12 protein-coding genes are annotated in these 14,500 nt (G+C 54.5%); 8 read left to right on the top strand and 4 right to left on the bottom strand.

Features of this window, described 5'->3' with window-relative positions:
* Positions 1-11: 11 nt before the first annotated feature.
* Positions 12-1,136 carry an aldo/keto reductase gene (locus OEL83_08635; GenBank protein ID MDK9707102.1) on the top strand — a complete coding sequence of 375 codons (1,125 nt, stop codon included), beginning with the start codon at positions 12-14 and terminating at the stop codon, positions 1,134-1,136.
* 141 nt (positions 1,137-1,277) lie between these two features.
* Here the strand turns inward: OEL83_08635 and OEL83_08630 are convergent, their stop codons facing one another.
* Positions 1,278-2,405: a hypothetical protein gene (locus OEL83_08630; GenBank protein MDK9707101.1), complete on the bottom strand. Its 1,128-nt coding sequence runs from the start codon at positions 2,403-2,405 to the stop codon at positions 1,278-1,280.
* 273 nt (positions 2,406-2,678) lie between these two features.
* Here OEL83_08630 and OEL83_08625 point away from each other — a divergent pair, with 273 nt between their 5' ends.
* Positions 2,679-3,671 carry an IS30 family transposase gene (locus tag OEL83_08625; GenBank protein ID MDK9707100.1) on the top strand — a complete coding sequence of 331 codons (993 nt, stop codon included), beginning with the start codon at positions 2,679-2,681 and terminating at the stop codon, positions 3,669-3,671.
* Between the two features lie 284 nt (positions 3,672-3,955).
* A complete protein-coding gene (locus OEL83_08620; GenBank protein ID MDK9707099.1) occupies positions 3,956-4,654 on the top strand; it encodes a transposase in 699 nt (232 codons plus the stop codon).
* A 38-nt stretch (positions 4,655-4,692) separates the two neighbouring features.
* On the opposite strand, the gene OEL83_08615 is transcribed toward OEL83_08620, so the two are convergent.
* Positions 4,693-5,907, bottom strand: a complete 1,215-nt coding sequence (locus OEL83_08615; GenBank protein MDK9707098.1) for a multidrug effflux MFS transporter — start codon at positions 5,905-5,907, stop codon at positions 4,693-4,695.
* A gap of 65 nt (positions 5,908-5,972) precedes the next feature.
* A complete protein-coding gene (gene map / locus OEL83_08610) occupies positions 5,973-6,857 on the bottom strand; it encodes a type I methionyl aminopeptidase (protein ID MDK9707097.1) in 885 nt (294 codons plus the stop codon).
* Positions 6,858-7,239: 382 nt separating this feature from the next.
* Here map and OEL83_08605 point away from each other — a divergent pair, with 382 nt between their 5' ends.
* The 3 genes from OEL83_08605 (at position 7,240) to clpA (ending at position 11,328) form a co-directional block, all read left to right on the top strand.
* The gene (locus OEL83_08605) at positions 7,240-8,628 is read left to right on the top strand and encodes a DNA polymerase III subunit delta (protein ID MDK9707096.1); all 1,389 of its coding nucleotides are present in this window, start codon (positions 7,240-7,242) and stop codon (positions 8,626-8,628) included.
* 75 nt (positions 8,629-8,703) lie between these two features.
* Positions 8,704-9,018 (top strand): ATP-dependent Clp protease adapter ClpS, encoded by a 315-nt coding sequence (gene clpS, locus OEL83_08600; GenBank protein ID MDK9707095.1) that lies wholly within the window; start codon positions 8,704-8,706, stop codon positions 9,016-9,018.
* 39 nt (positions 9,019-9,057) lie between these two features.
* The gene (gene clpA, locus OEL83_08595) at positions 9,058-11,328 is read left to right on the top strand and encodes an ATP-dependent Clp protease ATP-binding subunit ClpA (protein MDK9707094.1); all 2,271 of its coding nucleotides are present in this window, start codon (positions 9,058-9,060) and stop codon (positions 11,326-11,328) included.
* Here clpA and OEL83_08590 read toward each other — a convergent pair.
* Positions 11,309-11,839 (bottom strand): hypothetical protein, encoded by a 531-nt coding sequence (locus OEL83_08590; protein MDK9707093.1) that lies wholly within the window; start codon positions 11,837-11,839, stop codon positions 11,309-11,311. The two genes, clpA and OEL83_08590, sit on opposite strands and share 20 nt — an antisense overlap.
* A 187-nt stretch (positions 11,840-12,026) precedes the next feature.
* Between OEL83_08590 and OEL83_08585 the strand changes: the two genes are divergently transcribed.
* On the top strand, positions 12,027-13,418 hold the full coding sequence (locus OEL83_08585; GenBank protein ID MDK9707092.1) for an NAD(P)/FAD-dependent oxidoreductase: 1,392 nt from the start codon (positions 12,027-12,029) through the stop codon (positions 13,416-13,418).
* Positions 13,419-13,455: 37 nt separating this feature from the next.
* Entirely contained in the window at positions 13,456-14,481 is a 1,026-nt protein-coding gene (locus OEL83_08580; GenBank protein MDK9707091.1) for a hypothetical protein, read from the top strand.
* The last annotated feature ends 19 nt before the right edge of the window (positions 14,482-14,500 follow it).

Below are 14,500 nucleotides of genomic sequence, written 5' to 3'. Positions count from 1 at the left end.
AACCTTACGTGATGAAGATATACAGCACCGACACTATTGTTCCTAAACGAACCTTCGGAGATAGCGGCGTCAAGATATCCAAACTCTGTCTTGGCGGCGGATCTTTTACAGGCCCTGACAGCCAGGCCTTACTGGATGAAGCCCTGAAGTATGGCATAGACTGCTGGGAGATCGTCTCCTTTATCAGCGGCAATGTGTATTGTGAATATTTTAAAAAACATCCGGAAATACGGGACACTATCTTTTTAACTGGGAAGGTTTATTCAACCGATCCGGCCGTCATGCAGGAACAACTGGACAAGGCGCTCCAAGAGAACGGAACCACGTATATAGATTTTTTGGCTATCCATCCGGTGGATAGTATCAAGGTGCTCACTGACGATGTACGGAAATGGGTTGAAAAGGTCAAAAAGGAAAAGAAGATTCGCTTTTTTGGATTCTGCACCCATAAAAACATGGACATCTGTTTGAGCAGTGCTGCCGATCTTGGCTGGATAGACGGGGTCCAAACTGCCTATAATTACCGGTTGCAGAGCATCAACAGCTTGGAGGATGCCTTATCCAAATGTCACGAAAAGGGTATCGGGATATTTGCCGTCAAGTCCATGGGGCTGACTGTTCAGCAGAATGAAGAATTGCAAAAGCTTCCGCTCAATGAAGAGAATTCGCATACCATTCTTGCTGTTCACGGCATGTCCTTTGAGCAGGCGAAATTGCAATCGATCTGGCAGAACACCAATCTCACCTCTGTCTGCTCCCTTATGTCCGACTCAAGAATATTACAATCAAATGCCGCAGCGGCGATGGACGAGCGCCCACTTGCCGCGGAAATTAGGAAGGTATTAGCTGACTACGCTGAAAGTACGGGACAGTATTTCTGTAGACGATGCGGTCTCTGCGATGCGGCGAATGCCGAAAGGATTCCCATCTTCAATATTATGGAAATGCTCATGTATTCAAGAGGGTACGGGAAGATGATACAGGCATTCATATCGAAAAGGTTTGAGCAGATTCCCCTAGAGATTCGCAACAAGATACCTGGCGCCGATTATTCAGAAGCTGAAAAAATATGCCCGCAGAAAATGCCGATATCACAACTCATGGGGGAAGCCTATTTAGCATTGCAGATGAAATGATATGATTAAAATCATGTAGATACCCACAATTCCCAGTCTAATTGGGGTCAGAGTAATTTTAAACCTCAACATGTAACGTTATTCTGATTCTAACTAGGAGATTTTTACTTGCAAGATCTTGTGAGAGAGTGGCTTTGTCCGCTAAAATCTTACCCCTAAACCAAGAGAAACATCAGCGGAGCTCGCATCGATGGACACCTTGTCTTCACTACTACCAACAGCGACATCATCCAACCAATGGTAACCTCCCATTGCTTCAATAAAGTAACGGCCTGCTGCATCAATATTATAGGAAAAAGAAAAGCTGAGAATAACGCCAATTTTCACTTCCTGGTCGGATTTTGAGTTTTGTCGAACCGAAGCAACCGCGTGACCGGTATTGTGGTTGATCCACTGGGTCATGCTATTGATGTCAGCATCAATAACATTAAGAGTTGGTCCCAAAATCACTCCCCATGAATAACTATCTCTCTGTTGCCGCCATTCGGGCGCCAAGGCCAGTTCATGCAAATCAACACTGGCTGTACTACGAGTGATTGCGGCAAAGGCCGCAACATTTTCTGTATCTGTTAACTTGGATCTTCGCGGCCCTTTTGAGCCTTCCCCTCTGTATTGATTATGATAATTTGAGTCCCAAACAACACCATCAAGTCCCATAGCAGGATCGGCTAGCGGGATATTTGCTGCGATGTCTCTGAACCAAACATAGTACTCATCAATGTCATAGGTGATTTTGTACTGCTCGTGAGTCTTTTGGATATTTGCTAGCGCGGATATTCTGTTTCCAGAAGAAAAATCGCCCTGGGCAAAGGAGTATTGGCTAAACAACCCAATGTTTCCACCGAGAATTCCCGGACCCTTGTAGCGAATTGCTATATATGGATAAGCACTCGTTTCGTCATCTGACGCGTTCACACCAGGTTGTGAAACATCTGCAGCATAGCTGTATATATCAGAGCGGAATGAAATGGTCCTGACAGGATCCCTCCGGTTGCTCACTGAGTTAGGATTTGTGCCGAGTTGGGATGGGCTGTCAGCGAAAAAGGTACAGGTACCGTCCCTAAAATCAAACATTCCTACGGCACCATTACCATAACGGACGACTTCTTCATTCCCTTGGTAAAATCCGATCTCCCCGTCGTTGCTTCTTCGAGGAATAAGGCTGCTCCAATCTAGTATCGTTGGTGCGGTGGACTTGAAATTCGCTTCAAGGTTACGGATTCCGACACCGACAGAAACGGACCAAGGGTTTGCAACATCTTCTGCCATTGCACTTCCGGCAGATAATAAGCATATAGCCAAGAGAGTTGGAAATCGCCTAATGATGTAATTCATATCAGTGGGTTAGATAACGTTGGTTGTTGTTTTCCCATAAGCGGGTTACCATGAGTATACATAAATTTTTAGGCTGCGAAAATCTACCATTACTGGTTTAGACAGTGAATTCAACATCAAAGTGCACCAACACATGCTGAGTTAGGACATCGTTAGCAAGTCTGGTATGTTGAGGTTTGCGACAACTTCAAATAACAGGAGCCAACGATGTCCTATACTCATCTTATCCAAAGGGAGAGAATATGTCTCTTCTATTTGTTGCAATTAGGTCTGTCTTTGAGAGAAATAGGCCGAAGATTGAACCGTTCTCACACCACCATCGCCAGAGAAATAAAACGCAACAAGCGGGTATTCGGCTGCTACTGCGATAGAGCCGCACACTCATATGCGCATAAGAGGAAATCAATTCCCCGGCACATGCGGCGCAAAACCAATAAACAACTCTACCGATATGTTATTGAGAGACTTCAGTTTGGCTGGTCTCCTGAAATCATTTCGCAAAGAATTCAGCGTGACTTTCCACACCGTAAAAAGAAGATGCGGATCAGCCACGAAACAATCTATCAGTGGATATACCAAGACGCTGTACATGGCGGCAGCCTTTTTTGCTACCTGATACGTAGACACAGAAAGCGCAAGAAACAAAGGGGTTACGGATCATTGAGAGGCCTCATTCCCAACCGGGTAGACATATCGCTTCGACCTGAGGTGGTCGCAAAACGCTCCCGATACGGGGATTGGGAAGGTGACACGATGGTTGGTTATCGTCATCGAGGCCGACTGGTTACCCATGTTGAACGCAGATCACGATACCTCCTCGCCTGTAAGGTAAAAGATGGCACCGCGTCTTCATTCAATGATGCAAGTCTCCTTCTTTTTCATGATATACCGAGAGAGTATTGCAAAACCCTCACGCTGGATAATGGCAGTGAAAATGCCAAGTTCAGTGAACTGGAAGACAAGTTGTCAATGCAGGTTTATTTTGCCAAGCCGTATGCAAGTTGGGAAAGGGGAACCAATGAAAACACCAACGGTTTGCTGAGACGATTTTTCCCAAAAGGGACTGACTTTCTGAAAGTATCTGACTTCAAGCTTGCAAAGGTGGTAAAAATGCTCAATCATAGACCACGAAAGTGCCTCAACTATCGCACTCCGTATGAGGTGTTCAACTCTGTTTCAGGTGGTGCACTTGGAATCTGAATTCACCGACTTTCAACGCTTACTGGGGTCAGAGTGAATTTAAACATGGTCATGCGCCACACAACCATATAAGTTGTCGCAAAAAACAACAGAACCCTCTCGTTCCGGCAATCACCATTAGCCGGCAACCATAAATCACCCCCATCGATGTCCTGGTTCATATCATTCAATACTGAGGCAATAAGCATATCGGGGTCAGAGTAAATTTAAATATTGTCATCCGCCACCCAACCGTATAAACTATTGCAAACAAACAACAGCCCCCACTCAACCAGGTGATCACCATGGCCCGACCACCAAGAATCACCCCGACCAATGTCCCGGTTCATATCATCCAGCGCGGTAATAATCGGCAGCTTTGCTTTGCGGCGGAGGAAGATTATGAGGCGTATCGCGGATGGCTCAGCGAGTATGCGAAAAAATGCATGGTAGATATCCACGCCTGGGTATTGATGTCCAACCATGTCCATCTGTTATGCACCCCTCGGCGGGAAGGTGCACTGAGCCGGATGATGCAGTCGCTGGGACGGCACTATGTGCGCTATTTCAACCACGAGTATCAGCGAACCGGGACACTGTGGGAAGGCCGCTATAAATCCTGTGTGATCCAGGAAGAACTCTACCTGCTGGAAGTGTACAGATACATAGAGTTCAATCCGGTCAGAGCCGATATGGTTGCGGCTCCCGCCGATTATCCCTGGTCGAGCTATCAAGTCAATGCATTGGGACTTAGCTCCGGATTATGCACGCCCCATCCGGTTTACCTGGCGCTGGGTGTCACCGCTAAGGAGCGGAGAAAAAATTATCGTGCCCTGTTTGATCGACGTCTTGAAGGCGATTTGCTCCATGAAATACGGACAAACGTCAACAAGGGCCTCGCTTTTGGCAACGATCGATTCAAAGAGGACATCGAGACCTTAACCGGCAGGCGGGTGACGGCAAAGAAACGTGGCCGGCCTGTTGGGTGGCGAAAGGAAGAATAAATTTACTCCGACCCCAATAAATTTGGTAACAGACCTACCTACGGCCTGCCCCCTGCCACAAATCTCCGCACATAGATCACGATACCAAGCGAGGTAAGCCCGCACAGGAAAAATCCCAGGACGAGGGGCAGTACCGTGCCGTTGTAGCATTGCCCGATCACCCCGCCGACAGCCACCGACAGTAGGGTCTGCACGGAACTGATGACCGAGGTTGCAACACCGGCAATATGCCCCAAAGGCTGCACGGCAAGGGTATTAAATCCTCCGAAGAGCACGCCGAAACACAAGAACGCCAAAGTCAGATAGGCCATGAAAGAGATAAGCGGCGGATGCCCGGCGACAGTCCATGCATACAATGAAAACAGCGCGGAAATCAGAGAAAGAAGTATTAATGCGAAAAAACTCAGTTTTTCCATGCCGAATCGCATAACCAGCTTTGAAGTGAAAAACGATGAAACGCCGAGTGCCATCGCCAATCCACCGAAATATAAAGAAAATGCATCGCCCAGGCCATACTGAACCTGAAGAATCTGGGGCGCCGAGCTGAGATAGCTGAGAAAGGCTCCGAAGATCATCCCGGAGGCCAGGGTATAGGATCGCGACGACGGATGTTTCAAGGTCTCAACAATCCCGGCGGCAATGGTCGCCGGTCGGAAGGGCCGGCGCTTTTCTATGGGCAGGGTCTCCGGTTGCCGAAAAAACAGCCCCAAAAAACCAACGACAGCGACAATCACCACCATCAAAAATATTGACCGCCAGTCGGCATAAAAAAGGACGAGTTGCCCCAGGGAGGGGGCAATGGCCGGCACCATTATGAAGAACGCCATGATCAGCGACATGATCCGGGCCATTTCCCGACCTTCAAATTTATCGCGGATCATGGCAAGGGCGATAACCCGGCAGGAAGAAATGCCGAAGCCCTGGCAGGCCCTGCCGATCAGCATGGCGGTAAAAGTTGTCGCAACAAGAGAAACGATACTGCCGAGCAGAAAGATGAACATACCAAGATACAAGGCTTTCTTGCGGCCAAAGGAATCGGAGATCGGACCGTAGATCATTTGACCGAAAGACATACCGATAAAAAAGACCGAGATAATGAGCTGGGTGCTGTTGGCACTCTCCGCCCCCAGGCTCTCGCCGATCTTTGTCAAAGCCGGCAGCACCGCATCAATGGCTAAGGCCACCAGGGACATCAACACCGCCATAAGGCAGATAAACTCTACATTCCCGGCCTGGGATTTTTTTCGGTGCACGTATGTCTCCCGGTATTTGTGGATTTGCATCACTGCTGTCCAAAACAGGACAGCAGTGGAGCGAATTATTGTTTTTTCAAAAACCAGGGTTCGCGGCCGCCGGTGAGAATTTCAACGCCGTCTTTGGTTACCAAGAGGGTGTGCTCGAACTGGGCGCTGCGCGCCAGATCGGCGGTGACTGCCGTCCAGGTGTCGGGCCAGACATGGCATTCGGCGGTACCGAAATTAAGCATCGGTTCGATGGTGAAGGTCATGCCTTCCTTCATGCGCATGGTGTTTTCCGGCTCATAGAAGTGGGCGACATAGGGGGCCATATGAAAGTTTTCGCCAATACCGTGGCCGGTAAACTCGCGGACGACGCTGAAACCGTTTCGCCGGGCGTGGTCCTCGATAACCCGGCCGATGGCGTTGAAATATTGCCCCGACCGGACCTGATCTATCGCCAGCAGCAGACACTCCCAGGTCACCTGCACCAGCTTTTTCCCCAAGGCGTCGACCGCACCGGCAAAGACCGTCTCGGAACAATCGGCGTGCATGCCATGGGCGAAGACGGTGACATCGCAGTTGACAATGTCCCCCGCCACCAGGACCCGGCTGTCGGGAATACCGTGGACCACCACCTCGTTTACCGAGGTGCACATCGATTTGGGAAAGCCGATATAATTGAGGGGGCTTGGGTAGGCATCATGGTCGATGGCGCACTGATGGGCGATGCCGTCCAGTTCGTCGGTGGAAATTCCCGGACGGACTGCGGCAAGCACCGTATCCAGCACCTGCCGTGCCACCTTGCCGGCCTTGCGCATCCGCTCTATCTCCTCGGCTGATCGCTTGATACAGGAAAGCCTGTAGGGTGCCGGAACACCGGTATAGGCATATTCCGGCCGAACAATGGCGAGCGGCACTGGCCGGCAGGGGCTGACGATACCAGCGACAACGGTGGGCCTTCTCATGGATTTCATTGTACTCCCGGCAAGAATGGATCCTCTTTTCTGTGGCACCGGCCACAACACTCGCCCTCCCCGCATCAAAATGAAAGGACATTTTCAAGACCGGCCAAGGATACCGCCACCACTCGCCATACCGCAAGAGAATTCCATGACACGGTACCCTACCGGTCGTTGCCTGTTCCTGCCTTTTCCGCCGGCAAAACGATGACTAAGCCTGATTCCAGAGGATTTCGGTACGCCTGGCCGCCAAACGAGGGTACCTGACTCCGCCCTTTCCCTTCCCGGCAAAAAGTCCTATAGTATGCCCTTATGTGGCAGCTCCGCACCGGCCCTTGCCCGGCTGAACTTTTCGGCATCTGCCTGAAATACTGACGAGATACCCATCATGACACTGATTAAAAGGACGGAACTGCAGGAGGCGCTGAAGGAGAAATCGCCCGCCCTTGCCTCGCAGCTTTTTCTGTTTTTCGGCGAACGGTTTCTCTGTCGCGAGGCGGCCGATCTTCTGCAGGCAAAGCTTCTCGCGGGAGCCGCCGGGGCGGTTAATGCCATCGACGGCGACCGGGAAGATCCGGGCCGGACGCTTTCCCGGCTGATGAATTTCAGCCTGTTGCCCGGCCGCCAGATCTTCCGAGTCACCGACAGTCGGATCTTCCACAGCAAGACGGTAGTGGAGGAGATTTGGGTAAAGGCGGTACAGGCCTTCCAGGGAGGCAACTCTGGCCAGGCGCGCAACCACCTGCAGAGCATGGCCCAGGCGGTTGGTCTGCAAGTCGAAGGGCAGGCGGCCTTTTCCGAGATCCCCCAGGCAGAGTGGCAAACGCTCTTCGGCTTTACCAAACCGGGTGACAACCTGCAGTGGGCCGACCAGCTCCTGGCCGACGGCGGCGACATCAAGCAGGCAGCCGCCGCCAATATCGCTGAACGCTATATCGAGGCCTTCGAAAAGGGCGTCCCGAAGCAAAACGTCCTCATCCTTACCGCCGAAACCGTTGATAAGCGCCAGAAATTGTTTACCTACCTGAAAAAACACGGCACCGTTGTCGACTGTTCGGTAGCCGTCGGTGCCAGTGCTGCAGCCCAGACCGAGCAAAAGGAAGTCCTCCGCGAGATGATGCAGAAGACCCTCACCGAGCTGGGAAAGAAGATCGAGCCCCGGGCAGTCGAGCTGTTTTTTGAGCGGGTCGGTTTCCATCCGGTGGCGGTGGTGGTGGAGACGGAGAAACTGGCCCACTACATCTCCGACCGGCCGATGATCACCGCCGCCGATGTCGAGGAGATGGTCAGTCGCAACCGGGAAGACGCCCTTTACGAGCTGACCGACGCCCTCGGCAAACGCCAGGCGGACCGGCTGCTCACCATCCTCTCCCACCTCCTCGAACAGGGAATCCATGAGCTGGCGATCCTCTCGACTCTGCGCAATTACCTAAAAAAGCAGCTCATCTTCCGCTCTCTGCAGATGCGTGAATTCCCCGCCTGGCGCAGCACTATGAACGCCCGGGACTTCCAGAACACCTATCTCCCGGCCCTGAAAGCGGAGGAGGACCTGGCCGACCTCCTGCAGGGCCACCCCTACGCCCTGTTCATGAGTTTCAGCAAGGCCTCCGAGTACTCCTGCGCCGGTCTCAAGCGGTGGATGTCGATGCTCCTCGACGCCGAGTTTCGCCTCAAGGGCTCGCCGTTGCCGTCGCGGCTTGTTATCGAGGAGCTCCTCCTGGCGATGGCAAAAGGTTCGCCCAAAGTACCCGGTAGAGGCAATTCTGTGGTATATTGAAGAGACACCAGTACAGGGCCCCTGGCCTGCGGGTCAGCCCCATAACGATAAACGCCTAACCTCAAATGCACGACCATGGCCGAACACAAACATCACAGCGAAGGATCAGTTTTAACCAAGGACAAAATCGAGACCAGAGAACCGCCGATGTACAAGGTGCTGCTGCATAACGACGATTACACCACCATGGAATTCGTCATCTCCATTCTCGAAAACGTATTTCAGAAGTCGACCCCTGACGCAACCAAAATAATGCTTAATGTCCACCACGAGGGGGTAGGAGTCGCCGGAGTGTACACCAAGGAAATCTGCGAAACAAAGATCTCCCTGGTGCACCACCTGGCGAAAAAACACGAGTTCCCATTGCGCTGTTCGATGGAAACGATATAGGTCGGAATTTTATTTCCCCACAAGCACACCCGGAAAACTATGCTGAGCAAAACACTGGAAAAAGCCCTGATCATGGCGATACGAGAGGCAAAAAACCATAATCACGAGTATGTGACCGTTGAACACATGCTCTATGGTCTTCTGCATGACGAACTAACCAGCTATATAATCAACCAATGCGGCGGCTCGACCCAGATCCTCAAGGACCGTCTGGAAAAATTTTTCCTCAAGGATATTCCAACTCTTTCCGCCGGCGGATCAATGGAACCGGCCCAGACCATCGCCTTCAACAGGGTTCTCCAGCGGGCGGTGGCGCATGTGCAGAGTTGCGGGAAAAACCAGGTGGACAGCGGCGACGTGCTGGTGTCGATCCTCTCCGAGGAGGAGTCGCATGCGGTGTATTTCCTCACCTCGGTGGGTGTCGGCAAGATGGAGGTGATGAACTTCATCTCCCACGAACTCCCGGCCGAAGGCCTGCAGAAGGAGCCATTCGCCGCCCCGCCTGGTGATATCGACCACCAGCAAAAGGCCGGAAAAGACGCCAAGGCACTGGAGGAATTTACCATCAATCTGGCCGACCTTGCCGCAGCCGGCAAGATCGACCCCCTCATCGGCCGCGATGACGAGATCAGCCGGATCATGCAGGTGCTGTGCCGCCGCAAGAAGAACAACCCGCTGCTCGTCGGCGAACCGGGCGTCGGCAAGACCGCTATGGCCGAGGGACTGGCACTGCGCATCCACCAGGACAAAGAGGCCCGGGCGAAAGGCGAAGCGGCGCAGGTGCCCGATCTGCTGCAGGACGTCGAGATCCACCTCCTCGATATGGGGACCCTGGTCGCCGGCACTAAATACCGCGGCGATTTCGAAAAACGCCTGAAAAGCGTCGTTTCGGCCATCGAGAAAAAAGAAAACGCCATCCTCTTCATCGACGAGATGCACACCATCGTTGGGGCGGGGGCGACCAGCGGCGGCTCGATGGACGCATCCAATCTCCTCAAACCGGCCCTTCAGGCAGGTCTTTTGCGCTGCATCGGCTCGACGACCTACGAGGAATACAAAAACCAGATCGAAAAGGACCGGGCCCTGTCGCGGCGCTTCCAGAAGATCGACATCACCGAACCGACGGTTGACGACACCCATCTCATTCTCAAAGGGCTGCAGAAAAAATACGAAGACCACCACCAGGTCCGCTACTCGCAGAAGGCGGTCAAGGCTATGGCCGAGCTGTCGTTTCGCTTTATCAACGACCGCTTCCTCCCCGACAAGGCCATCGACGTCATGGACGAGGTCGGGTCCTTCTTCCGCCTGGAGGGCCGGCAGGGCTCGGTGGTGAAGGTCAGCGACATCGAAAAGGTGGTGTCGAAGATTGCCAGGATCCCCGCCAAGTCCAGTTCCAGCTCGGAGATCCATGAGCTGCACGAGCTGGAGCCACGCCTGAAGGCGGTGGTCTTCGGCCAGGATGAGGCCATCGGCGCCGTAACCTCGGCGGTAAAGAGGTCGCGAGCGGGGCTCGGCAACCCCGACTCCCCCACCGGCAGCTTCCTCTTTGCCGGTCCTACCGGTGTCGGCAAGACCGAGGTGGCGCGGCAGCTGGCGGCCATCCTCAACGTCCATTTCGAGCGCTTCGACATGAGCGAATACATGGAAAAACATGCGGTAGCGCGCCTCATCGGCTCGCCGCCCGGCTATGTCGGTTTTGACCAGGGCGGCCTCCTCACCGAGGCCATCCGCAAACACCCATATACGGTGCTGCTCTTTGACGAGATCGAAAAGGCCCACCCGGACATCTTCTCCATCCTCCTCCAGGTCATGGACCACTCGACGCTCACTGACAACTCCGGGCGCAAGGCCGATTTTCGCAACGTCATCATCATCATGACCACCAATGCCGGGGCCCGGGAGCTGGCCGGCCGGAGCATCGGCTTTGTCGGCAGCAAGAAGGGCAAGGACCAGACCGCCATTAACAAACTCTTTGCCCCCGAGTTCCGCAACCGCCTTGATGCCATCGTCTCCTTCAGCTCCCTTGACCATGCCGCCACCGAGCGGGTGGTCGATAAGCTCATCGGCGAATTGGAGACGCAGCTGGCGGAGAAAAAGGTGACCATCAAACTCAGCCCGGAAGCCCGCACCTATCTTGCCAAAAAAGGCTACGACCCCGATTACGGGGCACGGCCGCTCAGGCGCCTGATCATGAAGGAAATCGGCGACAGCCTTACCGAGGAGATCCTCTTCGGCAGCCTGGTCAAAGGCGGCGAAACGCTGATCGGCGAGAAAGACGGCAGGCTGATCTTCACCTATCCAAAACAGTAGCCCGAGATTGGAAAACCGGCACAAAAAAGGCGGGATGGTTATCCATCCCGCCTTTTTCATTGGAGAACACCAGCGGCACCATATCACCGCCCGGCTTTGTGTTAAAAAAAGGAATACCGAAACTCAAACCTGCATAAAAACTTGAGGTGTCTCTGTCGGCCGATGCCGAGGAATATTCACTCCCGATGGAGTGAAAGGAGATGCTGTACCAGCCATTGCCCAGATCCTTGACCTGGGAAGCGTGCTCATAGCTGGAAAATGCCGTGCCGTCCTTGTACTCTTCCCTGTCGCTCCGGTTGTTATACAATTCCTGACTGCCGTTGCCGGCATGCCGCGGTGGCACCAGGGTTCGCCAATCGGCCAGGGGCTGCGGAGCCGGCGCCCGGAAATCGGCATCAATCTGCCGGACACTCGTTCCGGCACTGATCGCCCATTTTTTTTGCAGCCTGGCCGAGCCCCGTTCGCTGCACGATATCTTCGTCGGAACAGTCCTGCTGTCCGCAACAATCACTTTCTGTCCAGGGCCCCGGCATAGTCCTCGCCCAGCAGTTGACTTGTTTAGACTTCATTATTAAACACAGTATCGGGGACATCGTTGACCCAGGTCAAGGAGATCACCTATAACATCTGCCAAGATACCATCAGGGAAAACAATCCGGCAGCGGGCCACAAAATATCCAGAAGGAAGAGGACACCTTATGACCCACGAATACGATATCATCGTCCTCGGTGCCGGCACCACTGCCTTTGCCGGGGCGCGAATAGCTGCCGCCGCCGGCAAGAAGGTGCTGCTGGTCGAGCAGTCGCAACCCGGCGGCACCTGCGTCAACTGGGGGTGCATCCCCAGCAAGACCCTGATCCACAAGGCGGAAATGTATTACGCGGCCCGCAAGGGCATGCGCTGGGGCCTGAACCTCCGCGCCGGAGCCCCGGATTGTGGGACGCTGATGCCGCTGAAAGAAGCGGCGGTAGAAACCATTCGCACCAGCCACTACCAACGAGAACTCAACAGTACCGCCGGGATGACCTTAATCCGTGGTCGCGGCCGATTTGTTTCCCGCCGGGAAATTCAGGTTGATGACCAACTCTACCGGGCACCGCACTTCCTCATCGCCACCGGCGGCAGGCCGCGCTCCGTCGCCCTGCCCGGCCTCGACGGGGTGAGCGCCCTCAACAGCTACAGCGCCTTGCACCTTCCCTGTTTCCCAGCATCGATCACCATCCTCGGCGGTGGGGTTATTGCCCTGGAAATGGGCCAGATGTTCGCCCGCTTTGGTTCCCAGGTGACCATCCTTGAGCGCGGCCCGCGCCTGTTGGCCGAGTTCGACGAGCGGCTCACCGAGCAGTTCAAGCAGATGCTGCAGCGCGACGGGGTGGAGATCTTTTGCGACATCGTGGCCGAGCGGGTTGAAAAGGTTGGTGACAAGACCTGCCTCTACGCCCTCATTGGCGGGGTTGAAGTGGCCTTTGTCGCTGAGCGGCTGATGCTGGCTATCGGTACCGAACCGGCAACCAAGGGCATCGGCCTCGAGGAGATCGGCGTCGCCACCGATGGGAGCGGCTTCATCACCGTCGATAGCCAGCTGCGCACCAGCGTTCCCGGCATCTGGGCGGCAGGCGATGTCACCGGCCCGCCGATGGTCGCGCCAAACGGCGCGCGGGAGGCGCAGATCGCCGTCAGGAACATGCTCTATCCCCAAGCCGGTCACACCATCGATCACCGCTTCTCGCCGATGGCCGTCTTCGTCGACCCGGAATTCGCGACCGTCGGCCTCACCCACAGTCAGGCGGAGACGCACGGCTACCGGGTCGTCACCACCTATCTGCAGCTCGATCAGATCCCCAAGGCCCACGTTATGGGCGAGCTGCTGGGCGGCGTTCTGCTGTCCGCCGAACGGGGCAGCGGCAAGGTTCTCGGCGTGCAGATGCTCTGTCCGCGCGCCGCCGACATCATCCAGGAGGCAACGCTTGCGGTACGTTTCGGCCTGACCGTCACCGACCTCGCCACAACCGTCCACGTCTATCCGAGCATCAGCGACGGCCTGCGCCAGGCTGCCGAGCGCAACGCCAGGGAGCAGGGCCTGCTGTAGGGGCTCATGTGGGCTAAAAATTCTCTAAGGAGCCAAGATGCCGATTCCCGGAAACCTCTTGACCACGGCCATGGCCGTCATGCCCCATAAAAATGTCGGCGAGGCCCTTGATCTCGCCCTGACCCTTGATGTGCCGTTTTGGCCGCAACTGCCCAATCTCAACTATTACGAAGACATGTATGTCCAGGCGGCGGAGCATTTCCCGGGCATCGTCCTCGATCTGGAGAAGAAGACCCTGCGCTTTTCCATGGACAAGTTTGCCGGCGAGTTTGAAGAGACCATGAGCCACTTTGACGAGCCGTCGTATTTTGATATCAGCCCCACCTATTCGCAGGTGTACCACCAGTATCTGACGCGGGATCTCGCGGCCAAACCGGCAATCCGCGGCCAGCTGGAAGGGCCGGTGAGCTTTGGCTTCAATGTCCTTGACCAGGACAACCGGCCGATTCTTTTTGATGATTCGATCCGGCCCTTTATGTTTGAGTTTATGGCCAAGAGAATCAATGTCCAGCTTGCCCGCCTGCAAGAGCGCAACCCGAACGCCTTCATGTTCATCGACGAACCGGGCCTGCAGTTTATCTTTTCGGCGATGTCCGGCTACGGCGAACAAACGGCCAAGACCGACCTCGACGCCTTTTTTGCCATGGTCGACGGGCCGCGCGGCATCCACCTCTGCGGCAACCCCGACTGGGACTTTCTCCTCGGTCTCGATATGGATGTCCTGTCCATGGACATCTATACCAACGCCGAGATCTTTTCCACCTGCAGCGGATCGATCCTGAAATTTCTCGACCGTGGCGGCACCATCGTCTGGGGCATCATTCCCACGGGCTTTGAGGCCTTCTCCAAAGAGAGCCTGGGTTTTCTCAGTATGAAACTGGAAGGCATCTGGCAGCACCTCTGCAAGAAGGGCCTGGATATCGAATATCTCCTGTCACGGAGCCTGCTGTCGCCTGCCACCTGCTGCCTGGTCAATCAGGACGGCGGGCAAACGGTCGCCAAGGCCTTTGCCATGGTCAACCACCTTTCCAGGAGCCTGCGGGAGAAATACCGCCTGACCTGAACGTGGCCGGCTGGGGGGA

It is taken from the genome of Desulforhopalus sp. (genome assembly GCA_030247675.1).
Taxonomy (GTDB): Bacteria; Desulfobacterota; Desulfobulbia; order Desulfobulbales; family Desulfocapsaceae; genus Desulforhopalus_A.
This window is presented reverse-complemented; position numbering and strand designations above follow the sequence as displayed.

Bases quoted from the DNA above. Each gene is read 5' to 3' on its own strand.
- OEL83_08630 (MDK9707101.1), bottom strand. From the start codon at position 2,405: ATGGCAGAAGATGTTGCAAACCCTTGGTCCGTTTCTGTCGGTGTCGGA.
- clpS (MDK9707095.1), top strand. From the start codon at position 8,704: ATGGCCGAACACAAACATCACAGCGAAGGATCAGTTTTAACCAAGGAC.
- OEL83_08635 (MDK9707102.1), top strand. From the start codon at position 12: ATGAAGATATACAGCACCGACACTATTGTTCCTAAACGAACCTTCGGA.
- OEL83_08625 (MDK9707100.1), top strand. From the start codon at position 2,679: ATGTCCTATACTCATCTTATCCAAAGGGAGAGAATATGTCTCTTCTAT.
- clpA (MDK9707094.1), top strand. From the start codon at position 9,058: ATGCTGAGCAAAACACTGGAAAAAGCCCTGATCATGGCGATACGAGAG.
- OEL83_08620 (MDK9707099.1), top strand. From the start codon at position 3,956: ATGGCCCGACCACCAAGAATCACCCCGACCAATGTCCCGGTTCATATC.
- OEL83_08585 (MDK9707092.1), top strand. From the start codon at position 12,027: ATGACCCACGAATACGATATCATCGTCCTCGGTGCCGGCACCACTGCC.
- OEL83_08580 (MDK9707091.1), top strand. From the start codon at position 13,456: ATGCCGATTCCCGGAAACCTCTTGACCACGGCCATGGCCGTCATGCCC.
- map (MDK9707097.1), bottom strand. From the start codon at position 6,857: ATGAGAAGGCCCACCGTTGTCGCTGGTATCGTCAGCCCCTGCCGGCCA.
- OEL83_08605 (MDK9707096.1), top strand. From the start codon at position 7,240: ATGACACTGATTAAAAGGACGGAACTGCAGGAGGCGCTGAAGGAGAAA.